The 21,265-nt window shown below is 67.3% G+C and carries 17 protein-coding genes; 9 read left to right on the forward strand and 8 right to left on the reverse strand.

Annotation, left to right across the window (positions count from 1 at the left end; genetic code table 11):
* Positions 1–8: 8 nt before the first annotated feature.
* Positions 9–911 (forward strand): LysR family transcriptional regulator, encoded by a 903-nt coding sequence (locus QKY98_RS02080; protein ID WP_027598815.1) that lies wholly within the window; start codon positions 9–11, stop codon positions 909–911.
* 149 nt (positions 912–1,060) lie between these two features.
* Here QKY98_RS02080 and QKY98_RS02085 read toward each other — a convergent pair whose 3' ends face one another.
* From QKY98_RS02085 to QKY98_RS02095, 3 genes are read right to left on the reverse strand one after another with little or no spacing between them, the layout of a single operon-like run.
* Complete coding sequence (locus tag QKY98_RS02085) at positions 1,061–2,215, reverse strand: M20 aminoacylase family protein (protein WP_042137382.1); 1,155 nt, start codon at positions 2,213–2,215, stop codon at positions 1,061–1,063.
* A 3-nt stretch (positions 2,216–2,218) separates the two neighbouring features.
* Positions 2,219–3,736 (reverse strand): aldehyde dehydrogenase family protein, encoded by a 1,518-nt coding sequence (locus QKY98_RS02090; protein WP_108581459.1) that lies wholly within the window; start codon positions 3,734–3,736, stop codon positions 2,219–2,221.
* A gap of 2 nt (positions 3,737–3,738) precedes the next feature.
* Positions 3,739–4,695 carry an NAD(P)-dependent oxidoreductase gene (locus QKY98_RS02095; protein WP_255211838.1) on the reverse strand — a complete coding sequence of 319 codons (957 nt, stop codon included), beginning with the start codon at positions 4,693–4,695 and terminating at the stop codon, positions 3,739–3,741.
* Positions 4,696–4,972: 277 nt separating this feature from the next.
* On the opposite strand from QKY98_RS02095, the gene urtA reads away from it, so the two are divergent.
* From urtA to QKY98_RS02130, 7 genes are all read left to right on the forward strand, one after another.
* Positions 4,973–6,247, forward strand: a complete 1,275-nt coding sequence (gene urtA / locus QKY98_RS02100; protein WP_027601065.1) for an urea ABC transporter substrate-binding protein — start codon at positions 4,973–4,975, stop codon at positions 6,245–6,247.
* Positions 6,248–6,671: 424 nt separating this feature from the next.
* Positions 6,672–8,240 (forward strand): urea ABC transporter permease subunit UrtB, encoded by a 1,569-nt coding sequence (gene urtB / locus QKY98_RS02105; RefSeq protein WP_042137378.1) that lies wholly within the window; start codon positions 6,672–6,674, stop codon positions 8,238–8,240.
* On the forward strand, positions 8,237–9,316 hold the full coding sequence (urtC, locus tag QKY98_RS02110; RefSeq protein ID WP_026084070.1) for an urea ABC transporter permease subunit UrtC: 1,080 nt from the start codon (positions 8,237–8,239) through the stop codon (positions 9,314–9,316). Before urtB ends, urtC begins: the two co-directional genes overlap by 4 nt.
* Positions 9,313–10,158, forward strand: coding sequence for an urea ABC transporter ATP-binding protein UrtD (urtD, locus tag QKY98_RS02115; RefSeq protein WP_027598822.1), 846 nt, complete (start codon positions 9,313–9,315; stop codon positions 10,156–10,158). The genes urtC and urtD overlap by 4 nt, the downstream gene beginning before the upstream one ends.
* 99 nt (positions 10,159–10,257) lie before the next feature.
* Positions 10,258–10,956, forward strand: a complete 699-nt coding sequence (gene urtE / locus QKY98_RS02120; RefSeq protein ID WP_027601068.1) for an urea ABC transporter ATP-binding subunit UrtE — start codon at positions 10,258–10,260, stop codon at positions 10,954–10,956.
* Between the two features lie 146 nt (positions 10,957–11,102).
* Complete coding sequence (gene aroQ / locus QKY98_RS02125; RefSeq protein ID WP_284670280.1) at positions 11,103–11,546, forward strand: type II 3-dehydroquinate dehydratase; 444 nt, start codon at positions 11,103–11,105, stop codon at positions 11,544–11,546.
* 4 nt (positions 11,547–11,550) lie between these two features.
* Complete coding sequence (locus QKY98_RS02130; protein WP_284670281.1) at positions 11,551–12,405, forward strand: shikimate dehydrogenase; 855 nt, start codon at positions 11,551–11,553, stop codon at positions 12,403–12,405.
* Between the two features lie 93 nt (positions 12,406–12,498).
* Here QKY98_RS02130 and QKY98_RS02135 read toward each other — a convergent pair whose 3' ends face one another.
* Together QKY98_RS02135 and QKY98_RS02140 are read right to left on the reverse strand one after the other, a co-directional pair.
* Positions 12,499–12,954 carry an REP-associated tyrosine transposase gene (locus QKY98_RS02135; RefSeq protein ID WP_074584930.1) on the reverse strand — a complete coding sequence of 152 codons (456 nt, stop codon included), beginning with the start codon at positions 12,952–12,954 and terminating at the stop codon, positions 12,499–12,501.
* Positions 12,955–13,077: 123 nt separating this feature from the next.
* The gene (locus QKY98_RS02140) at positions 13,078–15,345 is read right to left on the reverse strand and encodes a YgiQ family radical SAM protein (protein ID WP_284670282.1); all 2,268 of its coding nucleotides are present in this window, start codon (positions 15,343–15,345) and stop codon (positions 13,078–13,080) included.
* Between the two features lie 446 nt (positions 15,346–15,791).
* On the opposite strand from QKY98_RS02140, the gene QKY98_RS02145 reads away from it, so the two are divergent.
* Positions 15,792–17,168, forward strand: a complete 1,377-nt coding sequence (locus tag QKY98_RS02145) for an amino acid permease (protein ID WP_007161139.1) — start codon at positions 15,792–15,794, stop codon at positions 17,166–17,168.
* Between the two features lie 103 nt (positions 17,169–17,271).
* On the opposite strand, the gene QKY98_RS02150 is transcribed toward QKY98_RS02145, so the two are convergent.
* From QKY98_RS02150 to dnaB, 3 genes are all read right to left on the reverse strand, one after another.
* Positions 17,272–18,753, reverse strand: a complete 1,482-nt coding sequence (locus tag QKY98_RS02150) for a glucosyltransferase domain-containing protein (protein WP_181084349.1) — start codon at positions 18,751–18,753, stop codon at positions 17,272–17,274.
* A gap of 79 nt (positions 18,754–18,832) precedes the next feature.
* Entirely contained in the window at positions 18,833–19,849 is a 1,017-nt protein-coding gene (locus QKY98_RS02155; RefSeq protein WP_027598828.1) for a D-alanine--D-alanine ligase, read from the reverse strand.
* The gene (gene dnaB, locus QKY98_RS02160; RefSeq protein ID WP_007161142.1) at positions 19,849–21,243 is read right to left on the reverse strand and encodes a replicative DNA helicase; all 1,395 of its coding nucleotides are present in this window, start codon (positions 21,241–21,243) and stop codon (positions 19,849–19,851) included. Before dnaB ends, QKY98_RS02155 begins: the two co-directional genes overlap by 1 nt.
* Positions 21,244–21,265 lie beyond the last annotated feature (22 nt).

Consider the following 21,265-nt stretch of genomic DNA (forward strand, 5'->3'; position numbering starts at 1 on the left):
ACACACGGATGCGTGGAATTCACGAACAACGCTTGCACTATTTCGTCGAGGCGGTGCGGCTGGGCAGCGTGCGCGCCGCCGCCGACGCCCTCGATATCGCCCCGTCCGCGGTCAGCCGGCAGATCGCCCAGGTCGAGGCGGAACTGGGCGTCGACCTGATCGAGCGCCACCGCCGCGGCATCACCCCGACCGAGGCCGGGCGCCTGGTGCTGGATTACTTCCGCCAGCGTCAGACCCAGCTCGATGGGCTGAGAGACGCCATCGCCGATCTGCAGGGGCTGCGCACCGGTCGCGTGGTGCTGGCCATCGGCGAAGGCTTCATCGGCGACCTGTCGCGCAGCCTGGGCGACTTTTCCGCGCGGCATCCGGAGATTGAGGTCAGGGTCAACGTGGTGGGCACCAACGAGGTGATTCGCCAGGTGATGGAAGACGAGGCGCAACTGGGGCTGGTGTTCAATCCGCCGCGCGATCCGCACCTGCGGGTGCATGGCAGCCGCGGGCAGCCGCTCTATGCCATGGTGGCGCCGGACCATCCGCTGGCCGCGACCCAGGGCCCCGTGACCCTGACGGAGCTGGGCCAGCATCGCCTGGCGCTGCCGGACATCTCCTACGGCATCCGCCAGATGCTCGACGCCGTGGAGCAGGCCGCCGGCCAGCGCCTGGCGCCGACCCTGACCTGCAACACCTTCGCCCTGCTCAAGCACTATGCCCAGCAGGGCGGCGTCACCCTCCTGCCGCTGTTCGCCGCGACCCAGGAACTGGATAGCGGCGCCTTGCGCGCCCTGCCCCTGGCCGATCCCGGCTTCGCCCGTGCCCACGTCGAACTGGTCACCCGCCTGGGCCGCAAGCTCAGCCGCGCCGCGGACGAGTTGCGGACCAGCCTGGTGCAGCAGATGACCGCCTTTCGCTGAGCGCCTGCCCAAAGCCAGCTGCGCGTCGGCCAAACTGCGTTGAAAAGGCCTTCGGAATGCTCATTTACCATGAGTAAACTCCGCTTCCTCAGGCCTTTTCGCCTTGCTTGACTCTAGCTCGCAAGCCTTTGAGCAGACGCTAAGGCGTCTCAGGCGGGCAGTTCCTGGCGCACCAGCTCGGCCCACAACCGTACGGCCGGTTCGATGATGGCGTCGTTGAAGTCATAGGCCGGGTTGTGCAGCGGCGCCGAGGGCTGGGCGCCGTCGACCCCCAGCCAGAGATAGGCGCCGGGACGCGCCGCCAGCATGAAGGCGAAGTCCTCGGAGGCCATGGATGGCGGTACGCCGTCGCTGACCCGCTCGGCACCAAAGGCCCTTACCGCCGCCTCACGCACCCGCGCGGCCTGGGCCGGATGGTTCTGGGTCACGGGATAGCCGCGGGTGAATTCCAGTTCGCCGCGCACGCCCTGGGCCAGCGGCGCCTGGGCGACGATCTCGCCGATCAGCCGCTCCACCTCGGCGCGCACCGCGCCGTCCAGGCAACGCACCGTGCCCCGGAGTCGCGCCACCTCGGGGATGACGTTGATCGCCTCTCCCGCTTCCATCATGGTCACGCTGACCACCGCCGACGCCAGTGGCGAGATCCGCCGGGCGACGATGGTCTGCAACTGCAGGATCAGGTCCGCCGCGGCGACGATGGGATCGCGGCCGCGCTCGGGCATGGCCGCGTGGCAGCCCTTGCCGGTCAGGGTGATGGCGAAGGTGTCCAGCGAAGCCATCATGGCGCCCGGGTTGACCACCACCTGCCCGGCCGGCAGCCCCGGCCAGTTGTGCAAGCCGTAGATGGCGTCCATCGGAAACCGTTCGAACAGGCCGTCCTCGATCATCTTCTGGGCGCCGCCGAGATTCTCTTCGGCGGGCTGGAAGACGAAGTAGAGGGTGCCGCGAAAATCGCGGTTCTCACTCAGGTGGCGCGCAGTGGCCAGCAGGATGGCGGTGTGGCCGTCATGGCCGCAGGCATGCATGCGCCCGGCGGCGGTGGAACGATGGGGGACGTCCCCCACCTCCTGCATCGGCAGGGCGTCCATGTCGGCGCGCAGCCCCAGACTGGGTCCCTCGCCCTGGCGCAACACCCCGACCACGCCGGTGCCGCCGAGGCCACGATGGACCTCCAGGCCGAAGCCCTCGAGCAATTCGGCGACCCGCGCCGCGGTACGGTGCTCGGCGAAACCCAGTTCGGGATGGGCGTGGAAATCGCGACGCCAGCTACGGGCGTCGTCCAGCAGCGCTTGGTGAATGGTCATGGGCTACTCCAGGCTGGCGCCGTAGCCGAAGCCGGCGGCGGGGACGGCGGCGGTTTCCACCCAGACGCTCTTCACCTCGCTGTATTCGCGCAGGGCGTCGAGGCCGGAGGAGCGACCGTAGCCGCTCTCGCCATAGCCGCCGAAGGGCGAGCTGACGTGGATGGTCTTGTAGCCGTTGACCCAGAAGGTGCCGGCGCGCACGCCACGGGCCACCCGGTGGGCGCGCCCGACATCGCGGGTCCAGACCGCGCCGGCCAGGCCGAAGCGACTGTCGTTGGCGATGCGGATGGCGTCGGCCTCGTCCTTGAAGGGAATGGCCACCACCACCGGCCCGAAGATCTCTTCCTGGGCGCAGCTCAGGCCATTGTGACCGGCCAGCACCGTGGGATTGACGTAGTAGCCGGTCCCGGCGGGCAGCGGTTCGACGCCATTGGCGACATGCCGCGCGCCCTCGCCCAGGGCCCCTTCCACCATGGTGCGCACATGGGCGAATTGCTTGGCGTTGTGGATCGGACCGATCTGGGTCTCGGGATCGCTCGGGTCACCCACCTTGAACTGGCTGGCGGCGCGGGCCACCGCCTGAATGAAGCGCTCGTAGATGGATTCCTGCACCAGCAGTCGCGAACCCGAGACGCAGCTCTGGCCGGCGCCGGAAAAGATCGCCGCCTGGGCACCGCGCACAGCCAGGTCCAGGTCGGCGTCTTCGAAGACGATGTTGGCCGACTTGCCACCCAGCTCCAGCACCACCGGGATGCAGCGCTGGGCCGCGGCGGCGGCGATGTGCCGGCCGGTGGCCGGCGAGCCGACAAAGACCACCTTGCGGATGTCGGCGTGGGCGATCACCTGCTGGCCCACGGTATGCCCCTGGCCGGCGAGCACGTTGACCAGGCCCTTGGGCGCGCCGGCGCGTTCCACCAACACGCCGAGCAGCAGCGAGGTCACCGGGGTCAGCTCGGAGGGCTTGAGGATCACCGCGTTACCGGCGGTGATGGCCGGGGCGATCTGCCAGCCGCCGGTGAAGATGGGCGCGTTCCAGGGGGTGATCTGCAGCACCGTGCCCAGGGGTTCGTAGGTCACGTAGTTGAGATGACTGGTGGGCACCGGGATGACTTCGCCGTGCAGCTTGTCGGCCCAGCCGGCGTAGTACTCGAACATCTCGGCGACCTTGAGCACCTCGACGCGGGCATCACGGATCGGCTTGTTGGCGGTCTGGGATTCCAGTTGCGCCAAAACCTCGGCTTCCTCGCGGATCAGGGCGCCAACCCGGTAGATGATGCGCCCGCGCGCCTGGGCGGTCAGGGCGCGCCATTCCTCGCGCGCCCGGCGGGCGGCGGTATCGGCGCGCTCGACCACGGCCAGGTCGGCGTCGGGGTAGCTGTAGGCGGGGCTGTCGTCATGGGCGTTGCGCACGGTGATCCGCTCGCCGCTGCCGTCGACGAAGGTGCCGTCCACAAAGCTGGCGACCTGCTGGCGGTCGCCCCAGAAGGGCTTGAGCAATTCCAGTGTCTTGGCGTTCATCATGATCATTCCCCCTTGCCGAACAGGTCTTCGCTGGTACGTCGTGCGATGGCGCAGAAATCCTCGCCATCGGCCAGGGTCTCGGCGCTGGCCTTCCAGGCCTGGGCCGTAGCCGCGGCCAGTGGCAGGTCGAGGCCGAGTTCGGCGATGAGCTGCTGGGCCAGGCCCACGTCCTTGCGCATCAGGCCCATGGTGAAGCCGGAGTCGTAGGCCTTGTTCAGCACCCAGGTGGGGAACATGCCCTGGCTGGCGGCGCTGCGCCCGGAACCGGCGTTGATGCCTTCGAGCAGCTTTTCCGGGGCGACGCCGGCACGGGCGGCCATGGTCACCGCCTCGGCGGTGGTGATCAGGTGCGCCGCGGCCAGGAGGTTGTTGGCGATCTTGGCGATGTTGCCGGCGCCCACGGCGCCGATATGCACCCGGGTCGCGCTCATGGCTTCCAGCGCCGGCAGCGCCTTGGCCAGGGCCGCCTCGCTGCCGCCGATCACCATGGTCATGGTGCCGGCCGCGGCACCGGCGGGGCCGCCGGAAACCGGGGCATCGAGGAAGTCGGCGCCGACCTCGGCGAAGGCCGCCGCCACCCGGCGACTGGTCTCCGGGGTGGAGGTGGTGGTGTCGACCACCACGGTGCCCGGTCGCACGCGGCTGACCAGACCCGCCTCGCCCAGGCACACGGCCTCGACATGCTCGGCCTTGGGCAGCGACAGCACGATGACGTCGCTGCTGGCGGCCAGGGCCGCCAGGTCGCCGGCGATGGCCACGCCCTGGGCGGCGACCCGCTCGCAGGCGGCGCTGGAAGGATCCAGTCCGGTGACGGTCACGCCCTTGCGCGCCAGGGTGATCGCCATGTTGCCGCCCATGTTGCCGAGTCCGATGACCCCGACCTGCCTGCCCATGCCTTGTTCCTCTGCTTCGAATTGGCGGTGACCGACCCGGTGGCCGGCCCCTTGGCGATCGAGTATGGGAGGCCCCAGGCATCACCACCAATACGGCATTCGGACTTTCATGTTGCGCAAAAGGCAACGTGAGCCAAAGGCACCAGCATCGTGCAAAGGCGCGATTCAAGGGCACTGCCCAGCCCCAGACTGGTGCAGGGCGACCGACCGCGAAGTCACCGCCGAGGCCGAGGCGCCAGTCCCTATGCGTCTCGCCGACGCCTGGCACAGTTCCTGAAAAGGCGCCCTGGCTGGCCAGCAGTCCAGCCCAACAACAGCGCACGTTCGCTTAGGAGCCTTTCGCATGAAGCGCCGCCCACTACTGAAGACCACCCTTGCCGCGTCCGCTCTGCTCATGAGCGGTCTGTTTCCCTGGAGTGCCGCCCACGCCGCGGACACCATCAAGGTCGGTATCCTGCATTCGCTGTCCGGCACCATGGCCATCTCCGAGACCTCGCTCAAGGACATGGCGCTGATGACCATCGACGAGATCAACGCCAAGGGCGGGGTACTGGGCAAGAAGCTGGAACCGGTGGTAGTGGATCCGGCCTCCAACTGGCCGCTGTTCGCCGAGAAGGCCCGTCAGCTGGTGACCCAGGACAAGGTCGCGGTCACCTTCGGCTGCTGGACCTCGGTCTCGCGCAAATCGGTCCTGCCGGTCTATGAAGAACTCAACGGCCTGCTGTTCTACCCGGTGCAGTACGAAGGCGAAGAGATGTCGCCCAACGTCTTCTACACCGGCGCGGCGCCGAACCAGCAGGCCATCCCGGCAGTGGAATACCTGATGAGCGAAGAGGGCGGCGCCGCCAAGCGCTTCTTCCTGCTGGGCACCGATTACGTCTATCCGCGCACCACCAACAAGATTCTGCGCTCCTTCCTGCACAGCAAGGGCGTGCAGGACAAGGACATCGAAGAGGTCTACACCCCCTTCGGCCACAGCGATTACCAGACCATCGTCGCCAACATCAAGAAGTTCTCCGCCGGCGGCAAGACCGCGGTGGTCTCCACCATCAACGGCGACTCCAACGTGCCCTTCTACAAGGAACTGGGCAACCAGGGCCTGAAGGCCACCGACGTGCCGGTAGTGGCCTTCTCGGTGGGCGAGGAAGAACTGCGCGGCATCGACACCAAGCCGCTGGTGGGCCAGCTGGCCGCCTGGAACTACTTCGAGTCGCTGGATAACCCGGTGAACAAGAAGTTCGTCGAGGCCTGGAAGGCCTACGCCAAGGCCAAGAACCTGCCCAACTACCAGACCGCCGTGACCAACGACCCCATGGAAGCCACCTACATCGGCATCCACATGTGGGCCCAGGCGGTGGAAAAGGCCGGCAGCACCGACGTCGACAAGGTGCGCAAGGCCATGGCCGGCCAGACCTTCGCCGCGCCGGACGGCTACACCGTGAAGATGGACGAGAAGAACCATCACCTGCACAAGCCGGTGATGATCGGCGAGGTCCAGGACGACGGCCAGTTCAACGTCGTCTGGCAGACCGAGGGCCCGGTCCGCGCCCAGCCCTGGAGCCCCTACATCCCCGGCAACGACAAGAAATCCGACGAACCGGTGAAGAGCGGCCAGTAACGGCCCGCCCTCACTCCCGGCCCCTCACTCCGAGGGAAGGGGAGCGAAGCCTGCAAGGTGGCACCTCGCTCTTGCCCCCTCTCCCCCCGGGAGAGGGTTGGGGTGAGGGCAACAGGCGCACCGAAGCCAACAGTTCTTCCTCTCTCTTTGGCAGAGGGCCGGGGTAAAGGCAAAAGGCGCTCCAAGGCCAACAGCTCTTCCCCCGCTCTTCTAGGGAGAGGGCCAAGGCGCTACCCGCCAGAACCGGAAGCGCCCGCAACAGCAACGCTCCGCTCCGCCCCCTCTCCCCCTGGGAGAGGGCCGGGGTGAGGGCCCGCCAGCGCACCCGGCCAGACCGCCGGACGCCGGCACCAGAAACGAGGCCACGCCCGCCCTCTCCCGGGAGACGCCGGGCAGGAGCCTTTACCCACCCACGAGGCCGAGTATGTCCCTACGCCTTTTTCTACTGCCCCTGCTGTTGCTGCTCATGGGCACCGCCCAGGCCGGCCCCGCCGCCGACCTGGCCGCCGCCAGCGCCAACGACCAGGCCAAACTCCTCCAGGACTGGGCCGCCGCGCCCGATCCCGCCCAGCTCCCGGTGCTCCAGGCACTGCAGGACGGCCGCTTCTATGTCGATGAAGACAAGCGGCCCTTCTACAAGACCGGCGACAGCTACAGCGCCGCCGAAGGCGACGCCACCCCTCCCACCGGCACACCCAAGCCGGTACGCCTGAACAACCGTCTGCGCATCCTCATCGGCGCCGCCCAGGCCAGCGGCGGGCTGCTGTCGCCCGATGCCAGCGTACGCCTGGCCGCCGCCCAGGCCCTGCGCCAGGAGGCCAAGCCCGAGCAGCGTGCCTTCCTGGAAAAGCGCCTGCAGAACGAAGCCGACAAGGACGTCAAAGGCGCCCTTGCCGCCGCCCTGGCCAATCTGCAGCTGACCGACCCCGATCCCGCCGTGCGCCTGGCCGCGGTACGGCTGCTCGGCGAATCCGGTGAGCCCCAGGCCAAGACCCGCCTGCAGGCCCTGCTCGACCCGGCCGTGGAAGCCAACGAAGACGTCCGCAAGGCCGCTGCCACCGGCCTTGCCCAGGTGGACCGCAAGCTGCTGCTGGGCGACCTGCTCGGCCAGGCCTTCACCGGGTTATCGCTCGGCTCCATCCTGCTGCTGGCCGCTCTGGGTCTGGCCATCACCTATGGCCTGCTCGGCGTCATCAACATGGCCCACGGCGAGATGCTGATGCTCGGCGCCTACAGCACCTATGTGGTGCAGCTGACCCTGCAACGCCTGGCGCCCGAATGGCTGGCCTGGTATCCGCTGCTGGCGCTGCCGGTGGCCTTCGCCGTCACCGCCGCCATCGGCATGGCGCTGGAGCGCACCGTGATCCGCCATCTCTATGGCCGACCGCTGGAGACCCTGCTGGCGACCTGGGGCATCAGCCTGATGCTGATCCAGGCGGTGCGGGTGCTGTTCGGCGCCCAGAACGTCGAGGTGGCCAACCCGGCCTGGCTGTCCGGCGGCATCCAGGTGCTGCCCAACCTGCTCCTGCCGTGGAACCGGGTGATCATCCTCGGCTTCGTGGTCTTCGTGCTGATCCTCACCTGGACCCTGCTGAACAAGACCCGTCTGGGCCTCAACGTGCGCGCCGTGACCCAGAACCGCAACATGGCCGCCTGCTGCGGCGTCCCCACCGGGCGCATCGACATGCTCGCCTTCGGCCTCGGTTCCGGCATCGCCGGCCTCGGCGGCGTGGCCCTGTCGCAGATCGGCAACGTCGGTCCGGACCTTGGCCAGAGCTACATCATCGACTCCTTCCTGGTGGTGGTGCTCGGCGGCGTCGGCCAACTGGCCGGCAGCGTGCTGGCAGCCTTCGGCCTGGGCATCGTCAACAAGATCCTCGAACCCCAGATCGGCGCCGTGCTGGGCAAGATCCTCATCCTCGGCCTGATCATCCTGTTCATCCAGAAGCGGCCCCAGGGCCTGTTCGCCCTCAAGGGGAGGGTCATCGATTGAACCAGCCACTCGCGCTTACCGCTGTGCAGAAGGCCGGCCCGCGCCTGAGCCTGGCCGTGCTCGGCCTTGCCCTCGCCGTGCTGATCGCCCTGCCGCTCTTGTCCCTGCTGCCGGCCGACAACCCCTTCCAGGTCTCGGCCTACACCCTCACTCTGGTGGGCAAGATCCTCTGCTACGCCATCGTCGCCCTGGCGCTGGACCTGGTCTGGGGGTACGCCGGGATGCTCTCCCTCGGCCACGGGCTGTTCTTTGCCCTGGGCGGCTACGCCATGGGCATGTACCTGATGCGCCAGGCCGCCGGTGACGGTCTGCCGCCGTTCATGAGCTTTCTCTCCTGGACCCGCTATCCCTGGTTCTGGGCCGGCACCGACCACTTCCTCTGGGCGCTGTGCCTGGCGGTGCTGGCCCCCGGTCTGCTGGCCCTGGCGTTTGGCTTCTTCGCCTTCCGTTCGAAGATCAAGGGCGTCTACTTCTCGATCATGACCCAGGCGCTGACCTTTGCCGGCATGCTGCTGTTCTTTCGCAACGAGACCGGCTTCGGCGGCAACAACGGCTTCACCGGCTTCACCACCCTGCTGGGCTTTCCGGTCGCCGCCCAGGGCACCCGGGCGGTGCTCTTCCTGCTCACCGTGGCCCTGCTGGTGGCCAGCCTCTGGCTAGGCTGGCGCCTGGCGCAGAGCAAGTTCGGCCGCATCCTCACGGCGATCCGCGACGCCGAGAACCGGGTGACCTTCTGCGGCTACGATCCGCGCGGCTTCAAGCTGTTCGTCTGGGTGCTCTCGGCGGTGCTCTGCGGCCTGGCCGGGGCGCTCTACGTACCCCAGGTGGGCATCATCAACCCCAGCGAGATGGCCCCCACCAACTCCATCGAAGCGGCCATCTGGGTCGCCCTCGGCGGACGCGGCAGCCTGATCGGCCCGGTGCTCGGCGCCGGCATCGTCAACGGTGCCAAGAGCTGGTTCACCGTGGCCTTCCCGGAATACTGGCTGTTCTTTCTCGGCGCCCTGTTCATCGTCGTCACCCTCTATCTGCCGCGTGGCGTGATCGGCCTCATCAAGAAGGAGCGCGACGCATGAAAGCCGCCCCCGTACCTCCCACCGCCGCGGAAGTGCTCGATGCCGGCATTGGCGCGGAAGCCAGCGGTCTCGGCCATCGCGCCGGCACGGGCCTGGATACCCGCCACGGCACCATCCTCAGCCTGGAAGGCATCGAGGTCAGCTTCGATGGCTTCAAGGCCCTGCGCGACCTCAACCTCTACATCGGCGTCGGCGAATTGCGCTGCATCATCGGCCCCAACGGCGCCGGCAAGACCACCATGATGGACGTCATCACCGGCAAGACGCGCCCCGACCGCGGCAGCGCCTGGTTCGGCGAGACCCTGGACCTGACCCGCCTGCAACCGGTGGAAATCGCCCAGGCCGGCATCGGTCGCAAGTTCCAGAAGCCCACGGTGTTCGAGGCCCTGACGGTCTGGGAAAACCTCGAGCTGGCGCAACGGACCGACAAGTCGGTCTGGGCCAGCCTGCGCGCGCGCCTCTCCGGCGAACAGCGCGACCGCTTGGAAGAGGTGCTCACCACCATCCGCCTGCAGGAATCCCGCGGCCGTACCGCTGGCCTGCTCTCCCACGGTCAGAAGCAATTCCTCGAGATCGGCATGCTGCTGGTGCAGGAGCCGCAACTACTGCTGCTCGACGAACCCGTCGCCGGCATGACCGATGCCGAGACCGAATTCACCGCCGAGTTGTTCAAGTCGCTGGTGCCCAGGCACTCGCTGATGGTGGTGGAGCACGATATGGGCTTCGTCGGCAGCATCGCCGACCACGTCACCGTGCTGCACCAGGGCCACGTCCTCGCCGAAGGCTCGCTGGACCAGGTCCAGGCCAACGACCAGGTGATCGAGGTGTATCTGGGGCGCTAGCGCCCCTGACTTGAGAATGCGCATCGCGGCCATGGCCACGAGCGGCACCCTATCCGTAGGAGCGGCCCATGGCCGCGATAGAACCTTCCCGAGGCCCCCATGCTCCAGGTCAACGAACTCCATCAGTACTACGGCGGCAGCCACATCCTGCGTGGCCTGTCCTTCGACGCCCCCATCGGCGAGGTCACCAGCCTGCTCGGCCGCAACGGCGTCGGCAAGACCACCCTGCTGCGCTGCCTCATGGGCCTGATCCCGGCCAAGCGCGGCAGCGTCACCTGGGAAGGCCAGGACATCACCAGTCGCAAGCCGCACCAGCGCGTGCAATCCGGCATCGCCTACGTGCCCCAGGGCCGCGAGATCTTTCCGCGCCTCACCGTCGAGGAAAATCTGCTCATGGGCCTGTCACGCTTTCCCGCCCGGGAGGCCCGCGAGGTGCCCGAGTCCATCTATGAGCTCTTCCCCGTGCTGCGGCAAATGCGCCAGCGCCGCGGCGGTGACCTCTCCGGCGGCCAGCAGCAGCAACTGGCCATCGGCCGCGCCCTGGCCAGCCGCCCGCGGCTGCTGATCCTCGACGAACCCACCGAAGGCATCCAGCCCTCGGTGATCAAGGAGATCGGCACCGTCATCGCCCACCTCGCCAAGCGTGGCGACATGGCCATTCTGCTGGTGGAGCAGTTCTACGACTTCGCCAGCGAACTGGCCGACGGCTATCTGGTGATGTCCCGTGGCGAGATCGTCCAGCGCGGTCGCGGCGCTGACATGGAGGCCGAAGGGGTACGGGGACTGGTGGCGATCTGAGCCACCAAGGTCGATAATCGAACGCTTCCGCGACCTGCTCGGCCGCCCGCCCGTTCGCCTCGATTGACGAAATTAACCGACTGGTACATTTTCTCTCCAGCGCCGGGCAGCGCCTGCCCGGCAAGACCCCAAGAGAGAAGGCTGTCATGTCCTCCCGTCGCATCCTGGTCCTCAACGGACCCAACCTCAACCTGCTCGGCACCCGCGAACCCGCCACCTACGGCCACGAGACCCTGGCCGACGTCGCCCGGCTGTGTGCCGAGACCGGCGCCGCCGAGGGGTACGAGGTGGATTTCCGCCAGACCAACCACGAAGGCGAATTGCTCGACTGGATCCACGCGGCCCGCGGCGCCTATGCCGGGGTGGTGATCAATCCCGCCGCCTGGACCCACACCTCGGTGGCCCTGCGCGATGCCCTGGTGGCCAGCGAGTTGCCGGTCTACGAGGTGCACCTGTCCAACGTGCATCGCCGCGAAGCCTTCCGTCACCATTCCTATGTCTCGGGCATTGCCGTCGGCGTCATCTGCGGCCTCGGCAGCCAGGGGTATCGCGCCGCCATCAGCGCCCTCATCGCCCACCAGGGAAACTAACGCCATGACCGCACCCAAATCCGTTCTCGCCGGCCTCATCGGCGCCGGCATCCAGGCTTCGCTGACGCCCGCCATGCACGAACGCGAAGGCGACGCCCAGGGCCTCAGATACCTCTACCGCCTGATCGACCTGGACGTGCTCGGCCTCTCCGCCGACGCCCTGCCCGAGCTGCTGCAGGCCGCCCAGCGCACCGGCTTCACCGGTCTCAACATCACCTTTCCCTGCAAGCAGGCGATCATCCCGCTGCTCGACGACCTCTCCCCCGAGGCGCGCGGCATCGGCGCGGTGAACACCGTGGTGCTGGCCGACGGCCGCACCGTGGGCCACAACACCGACTGCCTGGGCTTCGCCGAAGGCTTTCGCCGCGGCCTGCCGGACGTGGCCAAGCGGCTGGTAGTGCAGTTGGGCGCTGGCGGCGCCGGCAGCGCCGTGGCCCACGCCCTACTCGCCGAGGGGGTGGACCAGCTGTTCATCTTCGACGTCGAGGCCGAGCGCGCCCAGGCGCTGGTGGACAACCTGACCCGCCACTTCGGCCCCGGGCGCGCCGCGGTCGGCACCGACCGGGCCGCCGCGGTAGCCGCCGCCGATGGCCTGGTCAACACCTCGCCGGTGGGCATGGCCAAGCTGCCCGGCATGCCGCTGCCGGCCGAGTTGCTGCACCCCGGCCTGTGGGTCGCCGAGATCATCTATTTCCCGCTGGAAACCGAACTGCTGCGCCAGGCCCGCGCCCTCGGCTGCCGCACCCTGGACGGCGGCACCATGGCCGTGTTCCAGGCGGTCAAGGCCTTCGAACTCTTCAGCGGCCGTAGCGCCAACGCCGACCGCATGCAGGGCCACTTCGCCGAATTGCGCGGTTGATAGCACGTTTGATCGCGGCCATGGGCCGCTCCTACAGGCTCCGATATGCCCCGTAGGAGCGGCCCATGGCCGCGATAATTTCCGCGCAACCATCTACAGCCACACCGCATCCCAAAACGAATAATCACCCGCCCGCTTTACCAGCCCCGCCCTTAGCGGATTGGCGACGATGTACCGGGCCACCGCCTGCACATCCTCTTCGGCTCGTAGCGCATGGTCATGATAGGCCGGCGCCCACACAGCCCCTTTGGTATTGCGGATCGCATTGACCCGACGCGCGCTTGCCGACTTCAGGCGCAGGACCAACTCTTCCAGGCTGAAACACTCACCCAGCGAAACCAGCCAGTGAACGTGATCCGGCATCAACACCCAGGCAAGCAGCCTGGCGTCATCGAGCAAACGAGGGTCGTTGAAGGCACGAGCCGCCGTGCACGCCAAATGGAAATCGGCGAACAGTGCCTGACGTTCCACGGTCGTGGTGGTAAGGAGATACAGCTGGCCAGGCAGAGAAACCCGGCCCCTGCGTAGCGCCGCATGACGTGATGACATCGCTCGTCCTTGAGTGATGAAGACAATTCAAGATCTTAATCGCGGCCATGGCGGTCCGCCGATGCGGCCGCTCCTACAAAAGCATCGCTCTCTGTGGGAGCGGCCCATGGCCGCGATAGAACCCTACCGCGGCATGTTCGGCTGGCGCCGCGACTTCTTGCGCGGACCGCCCTTGGCGTAGCCGGCGGCCTGGCCTTCCTGGCCCTTGTCCCAGGCCTTGCTGCCGTCGCTGGCGCGGGGCGGCAGGCCGTTGTGCTGGGTCAGGATGCGTCCGCCGCCGTTACCGGCCTTCTTGCTGCCCACCGGGGTGGAATTCTTGCGTCGCGCGCTCTGGTAACCGGTGTCGCCCACCGGCTGGGTGGCCGGGATCAGCTGGTGCTTGCCCGGCCCGATCAGGTCGGCACGGCCCATCTCCTTGAGCGCCTCGCGCAGCATCGGCCAGCCCTTGGGATCGTGGTAACGCAGGAAGGCCTTGTGCAGGCGGCGCTGCTGGTCGCTCTTGACGATGGTCACGCCATCGCTCTTGTAGGTGACCTTGCGCAGCGGATTCTTGCCCGAGTGGTACATGGCCGTGGCGGTGGCCATCGGCGAGGGATAGAAGGCCTGCACCTGGTCCGCACGGAAGCCGTTGCGCTTGAGCCAGAGGGCGAGGTTCATCATGTCCTCGTCCGTGGTACCCGGATGCGCGGCGATGAAGTACGGGATCAGGTACTGCTCCTTGCCCGCCTCCTTGGTGTACTTCTCGAACATCTGCTTGAAGCGGTCGTAGCTGCCGATGCCGGGCTTCATCATCTTGTCCAGCGGACCGCGCTCGGTGTGCTCGGGCGCGATCTTCAGGTAACCGCCGACATGGTGGGTGACCAGTTCCTTGACGTACTCGGGCGATTCCACGGCCAGGTCGTATCTCAGCCCCGAGGCGATCAGGATCTTCTTCACCCCCGGCAGCGCCCGCGCCTTGCGGTAGAGCTCGATCAAGGACGAGTGATCGGTGTTGAGGTTCTCGCAGATGCCGGGGAACACGCACGAAGGCTTGCGGCAGTGGCGCTCGATCTCCGGATCCTTGCAGGCGATGCGGTACATGTTGGCGGTCGGGCCGCCCAGGTCCGAAACCACGCCGGTGAAGCCCGGCACCTTGTCGCGCATCTCCTCGATCTCGCGGATGATCGAGTCATGGGAGCGATTCTGGATGATCCGGCCTTCGTGTTCGGTGATGGAGCAGAAGGTGCAGCCACCAAAGCAGCCACGCATGATGTTCACCGAGAAACGGATCATCTCGTAGGCCGGGATCTTTTCCTTGCCATAGGCCGGGTGCGGCACGCGCGCATAGGGCATGCCGAACACGTAGTCCATTTCCTCGGTGGTCATGGGGATGGGCGGCGGCGTGAACCAGACGTCCACGTCGCCATGCCGCTGCACCAGCGCCCGGGCGTTGCCCGGGTTGGTCTCCAGGTGCAGCACCCGGTTGGCGTGGGCATAGAGCACCGGGTCGTTGCGGACCTTCTCGAAGGACGGCAGGCGGATCACCGTCTTGTCGCGGGTCATGCGCGGGCTTTCCAGCAACTGCACCACCTTGGCTTCGTTGGGATCCTCAACCTCACCCTTGGCTTGCTCGATGGCGCAGGCCTCGGTGTCCTGGGTGTTCACATAGGGATTGATGATCTTGTCGACGCGACCGGGACGGTCGATGCGGGTCGAGTCGACCTCGAACCAGCCCTCGGGCGTATCGCGACGGATGAAGGCGGTGCCGCGCACATCGGTGATGGACTCGACGCGCTCGCCACGCGACAGGCGCTGGGCGATCTCCACCACCCCCCGCTCGGCGTTGCCATAGAGCAGGATGTCGGCGGTGGCGTCCATCAGGATCGAGCGGCGGACCTTGTCCTGCCAGTAGTCGTAGTGGGCGATCCGGCGCAGCGAGGCCTCGATGCCGCCGAGCACGATCGGCACGTGGCTGTAGGCCTCCTTGCAGCGCTGGCTGTAGACCAGGCTGGCGCGATCCGGTCGCTTGCCGGCGACGTTGCCCGGGGTATAGGCATCGTCGGACCGGACCTTCTTGTCCGCGGTGTAGCGGTTGATCATGGAGTCCATGTTGCCCGCGGCCACCCCGAAGAACAGATTCGGCTCGCCGAGCTTCATGAAGTCGTCCTTCGACTGCCAGTCCGGCTGGGCGATGATGCCCACGCGGAAGCCCTGGGCCTCCAGCAGCCGGCCGATGATGGCCATGCCAAAGGACGGATGATCGACGTAGGCGTCCCCGGTGACGATGATGATGTCGCAGCTGTCCCAGCCGAGTTGCTCCATCTCCGCCCGACTCATGGGCAGGAAGGGTGCAGGACCAAAGCACTCGGCCCAGTATTTCGGATAGTCGAACAGCGGCGTGGCGGCTTGCATGGCAGCTTCCGGGAAAGGGGGGTTTTTAGGAGGGCGCGAAGAATAGCACAAAAAATGACCAGTTCAGCCCCCGGACATCGATTGCCTTTGGCTATCGACGGTGGCTCTGGACCCGCCCTCACCCCAACCCTCTCCCCGGGGGAGAGGGGGCAAAAGCACACCGCGCAGCTATTCGTCCCCCTCTCCCTTGGGGAGAGGGTCGGGGCTAGGGAAGCCCATCGGCAATGCCCTTCAGCCGTAGGGTGGATAACGGCGCAGCCTTGTCCACGCGTAGCTGCCCCCTTCTCCCCAGAGAGGACCGAGGAACGCTACCCAACGGCAGCATGCTCTTCCCCCTCGCCCTCCGGGAGAGGGACGGAGTGAGGGAAAGTCCACTCAGCGGCCCAACTCGACAGGAGTGCTACCATAGCCGCCCGCTCCCCTTCACCACCGAGACGCCCCCGTCCATGTCCCAGCCCCAACCCGCCGCCGGCCAGTTGCAGCGCGGCCTGAAGAATCGTCATATACAGCTGATCGCCCTCGGCGGAGCCATCGGCACCGGTCTGTTCCTCGGCTCGGCCGGGGTGCTGAAATCCGCCGGTCCGGCGATGATCCTCGGCTACGCCATCGCCGGCTTCATCGCCTTCCTGATCATGCGCCAGCTCGGCGAGATGATCGTCGAGGAACCCGTCGCCGGCTCCTTCAGCCACTTCGCCAGTCGCTACTGGGGCCGCTTCCCGGGCTTTCTCTCCGGCTGGAACTACTGGGTGCTCTATGTGCTGGTGGGCATGTCGGAACTCACCGCAGTGGGCAAGTACGTGCAGTACTGGTGGCCCGAGGTGCCGACCTGGGCCAGCGCCCTGGTGTTCTTCGTGCTGGTCAACGCCATCAACCTGTTCAACGTGAAGGCCTTTGGCGAGACCGAATTCTGGTTCGCGCTGATCAAGGTGGTGGCCATCCTCGGCATGATGGCCTTCGGGCTCTGGCTGCTGGTCAGTGGCAGCGGCGGTCCCGAGGCCTCGGTGAGCAATCTCTGGAGTCATGGCGGCTTCTTGCCCAATGGCTGGAGCGGTCTGTTCGCCGTGCTGGCGATCATCATGTTCTCCTTTGGCGGCCTGGAACTGGTGGGCATCACCGCCGCCGAAGCCGACCAGCCGCGCAGCGTGATCCCCAAGGCCATCAACCAGGTGGTCTGGCGCATCCTGATCTTCTATGTCGGCGCCCTGACCATCCTCTTGTCGCTGCATCCCTGGGACGAACTGGTGCGCAGCATCGGCGCCGGCGGTGACGACTACGCCGGCAGTCCCTTCGTGCAGACCTTCGCCCTGCTCGGCAGCGACACCGCCGCTCACCTGCTCAACTTCGTGGTACTGACCGCGGCGCTGTCGGTCTACAACAGCGGCGTCTACTGCACCAGCCGCATGCTCTACGGCCTGGCGGAACAGGGCGACGCCCCGCGCGCCCTGCTGCGCACCAATCGCCGTGGCGTGCCGCTGCTGGGCATCGCGGTGTCCTCGGCGGTGACCCTGCTCTGCGTGGTGGTCAACTACCTGCTGCCGCAGAATGCCCTGGAGCTGCTGATGTCGCTGGTGGTGGCCTCGCTGGTGATCGCCTGGGCGCTGATCAGCCTGACCCACCTGAAATTCCGCGCCGCCCAGCGCCAGGCCGGGCGCACCTCGCACTTCCCGGCCTTCTGGTCGCCCTTCGCCAACTGGCTGTGCCTGGCCTTCGTCGGCATGATCCTGGTGCTGATGCTGCGCATCCCCGGCATCGCCGTCTCGGTCTATGCCATCCCGGTCTGGCTGGCCTTCCTGTTCCTCTGCTACCGGCTGCGCCGCGGCTGATCGCTACGGGTAGTTGGGCTGAGCGCAAGCGAAGCCCAACACCTGGGGTAGGCACCGCTCGTTGGGCTTCGACGATGGAGCCGTCTCAGCCCAACCTACCTCCCTACTCGAACGGCACCCAGGGCCTTTGCGGCTTCATGATGATGCAGCCGTCCTCGCCCACCGCCCAGATGTCGTAGAAGCGATTGTCCACCAGTCGCGTGGCGGCACCGGGCACGGCCACCCGCTGGGTGCAGCTGTCGCTGTCGGCATCGTCGATCACCCCCAGATCCAGCAGGCGTTCGGCGATCATGAAGTTGCCCGGCGACAGGCCGAGGATGAAGGGCAGGACCGGCACCTGCTCGAAGGTCTTCTGCGCCAGCGGCAGCCAGGCCACCTCCAGCGGACCTCCGGTCCAGAGCAGCCGCTTGAGCGGCCGCAGCTCCGGAAGGCTGCTGAGGTCATGGTGCAGTTCCTGGACGAAACCGCGCTCGAAGGTCTTTTGCGCCGAGAGCACCTGGCCATAGGCATAGGCCAGCGACAGCATCCACAGCACGGGCAGCACCAGCAGCCAGGTCAGCCGTGGCTGGAGGCGCTCCAGCAGGTCGTGGGCCAGCAGCAGGGCCAGGGTCAGGATGACCGCCAGGCCCATCAGGGTGCGCGCCTCGAGGATGAAATCGCTGAACAGCAGGGTGATGCCGGCCACGCAGGCGGCCAGCACCGGCAGCGTCGCGCCGTACAGCAGCAGGGGCAGCAGCGCCCGGCGGCCATAGGCGCGGGCATAGGTCAGGCCGCCCAGGCCATAGCCGATCGCCGCCAGCCCACCAAACAGCCACCACAGCCAGAGATTGCCGGGGGTGACCAGCAGGCCGACGCTCTGCAGTACCTCGCCCAGCCGATGCCAGAGCTCGGGCAGCACCTGGCCACCCACACCGGCGTGTCGCGTGGTCGCCATCAGCTGATAGGCGGTGAGAGAGTAGAGGGCGCAACCCAGCAGCAACTGCAGGCCCTGGCGCAGCACCAGCCGCAGGGCCTGCGCCGGGGCCTCGCGGCGTTGCACGGCGCGGATGAACTCCAGGCAGCAGAGGCCGACGAAGACATTGAGGGCCACCTGGTAGAAGGCGATGGCCGCCGCCAGCAGCGCCGCCGGCACCAGCAGCGCCAGCACGGTGTGACGACTGCGAAAGATCGCCGCATAGATCACCGCCACCAGACTCAGGGCCATGGTCGGGCCATCGTACTGGTAGGTCAGGTTGCCCAGCCAGAACGGCGAGAACCACAGCGGCAGCAGGGCCAGGCACTGGGTCGGTCGCGGCGCGCCGAAGCAGTGGCGGGCCAGATCGGTCAGGGCCCAGGTCGCGGCGGCGCAGGCGATCAGCAGCGGCAGGGGGAAGAGGTTGAGGGTACTGCCGCTGAAGGTCAGCAGCCGGTAGAAGACCTCGGTGAGCACCCGCCCCTGCTGGCGCCACTCCGGGCCGTTCTCCAGCTGGATGCGCCAGTTGTCATCGACATAGGGAAAGTCGACCAGGATGAAGGGCAGGACGAACAGCAGCAGTGCGGAAAAGAACAGCGCCCGGGTCTGCACCGGGGTGAGCGTCTGGGGCATGGCGGCGGATCCGGATCCGGCTTCGACGGGAGACGCAGCCGCCACCACCCGAAGCGATAGCGGCGCCGGCTGCGTGGGGTCAGTCCTGCAGGGCCAGCTGGCAGATACGCTCGCAGAGTTCGTCGAAGTCGATGCCCATGGCCGCGGCCGATTGCGGCAGCAGACTGGTGGCGGTCATGCCCGGCAGCGTGTTGACCTCCAGACACCAGAGCCGTCCCTCGGCGTCCAGGCGGAAGTCGGCGCGACTGTAGCCGTCGAGCTTGAGCGCCCGATGCGCGGCCAGGGCCAGCCGGCGCGCTTCCTCGGCGATCTCCGCGGAGACCTCGGCCGGAAAGACTTCCACAGCGCCCTTGGGCTGGTATTTGCTGGTGTAGTCGAACACGCCACTCTGGCCGAGGACGATCTCGCCCACCGCCAGTGGCTGGTCGCCCAGTACGCCCACGGTCAGCTCGCGCCCGGCGACGAAGCGCTCGATCATCACCTCGCGGTCATAGCGCAGCGCCAGCTCGATGGCCGGTTGCAGGTCCTCGGCGCGGTTGACCTTGCTCAGGCCCACGGTGGAACCCTGCTGGCTGGGTTTGACGATCACCGGAAAGCCCAGGGTGTCGGCCACGGTCGCGGCATCCACCGGCGCCATCAGCCAGTCGGCGGTGGGTACGCCAGCGGCCCGGAACAGCCGCTTGCTGAGGTCCTTGTCCATGGCCACGGCGCTGCCCACCCGGCCGCTGCCGGTGTAGCGCAACTCGGCCAGGTCGAGCAGGGTCTGCAGGGTGCCGTTCTCGCCGGTCCCGCCGTGCAGGGCGAGGAACAGCAGATCCTGGTCGCCCAGCTGGGCACGGCTGAGCACCGCGCCGGCATCCTGGCCGCGCATCCGCACCAGGGCGGTCCGCTCCGGCGGTTCGAGGCCGACGCGGGCTTCCAGCAGGGCGCGCTCGGCGTCTTCATCGAGCAGCCCCAGGGCGGTATCCACGGTCACCACCTGATGCCCACGCCGGCGCAGCGCCGCCACCACCTGGGCACCGCTGGCGATTGACACGTCGCGTTCTTCGCTGGTGCCGCCGAGCAGGACCGCGATCTTCAGCTTGTCCTTGACCATCATTCGTCCTCGAAAACGTAGCTGCCGGGCGCGAGATTCTCGAACCGGGTGTATTTGCCGATGAAGGCCAGCCGCGTGGTACCGATCGGACCGTTACGCTGCTTGCCGATGATGATTTCCGCCACGCCCTTGTACTCGGTCTCCGGGTGGTACACCTCGTCCCGGTAGACGAACATGATGACGTCGGCGTCCTGCTCGATGGCGCCCGATTCGCGCAGGTCGGAGTTCACCGGACGCTTGTTCGGCCGCTGTTCCAGCGATCGGTTGAGCTGGGAGAGCGCCACCACCGGGCAGTTGAATTCCTTGGCCAGGCCCTTGAGCGAGCGGGAGATCTCGGAAATCTCGTTGGTGCGGTTCTCGCCGCTGCTGCCACCGATCTGCATCAGCTGCAGGTAGTCCACCATGATCAGCGCCAGGTCGCCGTGCTCGCGCACCAGGCGCCGGGTGCGGGCGCGCATTTCCGAGGGACTGATGCCGGCGGTATCGTCGATGAACAGCTTGCGGTCGTTGAGCAGATTGACCGCCGAGGTCAGCCGCGGCCAGTCATCGTCGTCCAGCTTGCCGGAGCGCACCTTGGTCTGGTCGATGCGGCCGAGGGACGAGAGCATCCGCAGCACGATGGAGTCGGCGGGCATCTCCAGGGAGAACACCAGGACTGCCTTGTCGGTGCGCAGCACCGCGTTCTCCACCAGGTTCATGGCGAAGGTGGTCTTGCCCATGGAGGGACGGCCGGCGACGATGATCAGGTCGGCCGGCTGCAGGCCGCTGGTCTTCTCGTCCAGGTCGGCGAAGCCGGTGGACACGCCGGTGATGGCATCGCTGGAGTTGAACAGGGTATCGATGCGGTCGATGGCCTTGGTCAGGATGTCGTTGACCCCGACCGGCCCGCCGGACTTCGGCCGCGCCTCGGCGATCTCGAAGATCTTGCGCTCGGCTTCGTCGAGCAGCTCGTTGGCGCCGCGGCCTTCCGGGTTGTAGGCGCTGTCGGCGATGTCGGCGCTGATGCCGATCAGCTGGCGCAGGGTGGCCCGTTCGCGGACGATCTGCGCATAGGCCTTGATGTTGGCCACCGAGGGGGTGTTCTTGGCCAGCTCGGCCAGATAGGCCAGGCCGCCCACCTGGGGCAGCTGACCTTCGTTGTCCAGCTGTTCGGACAGGGTCACCACGTCGAACGGCTGGTTGCGCTCGGCCAGACGGGCCACGGCGCGAAAGATGAGTCTGTGGTCGTGGCGATAGAAGTCGCCATCGGACACCTGATCGAGCACGCGCTCCCAGGCGTTGTTGTCCAGCATCAGACCACCCAGCACGGCCTGTTCGGCCTCGATGGAATGCGGCGGGACCTTGAGGGCAGCGGTCTGCAGATCGTACTGCTCGGGCAGGGAAATCTCGTTCATGCGCAGGTCTTGGGCCCCCATT

The sequence above is a fragment of the Pseudomonas sp. HR1 genome (genome assembly GCF_030175875.1).
Taxonomy (GTDB): domain Bacteria; phylum Pseudomonadota; class Gammaproteobacteria; order Pseudomonadales; family Pseudomonadaceae; genus Chryseomonas; species Chryseomonas oryzihabitans.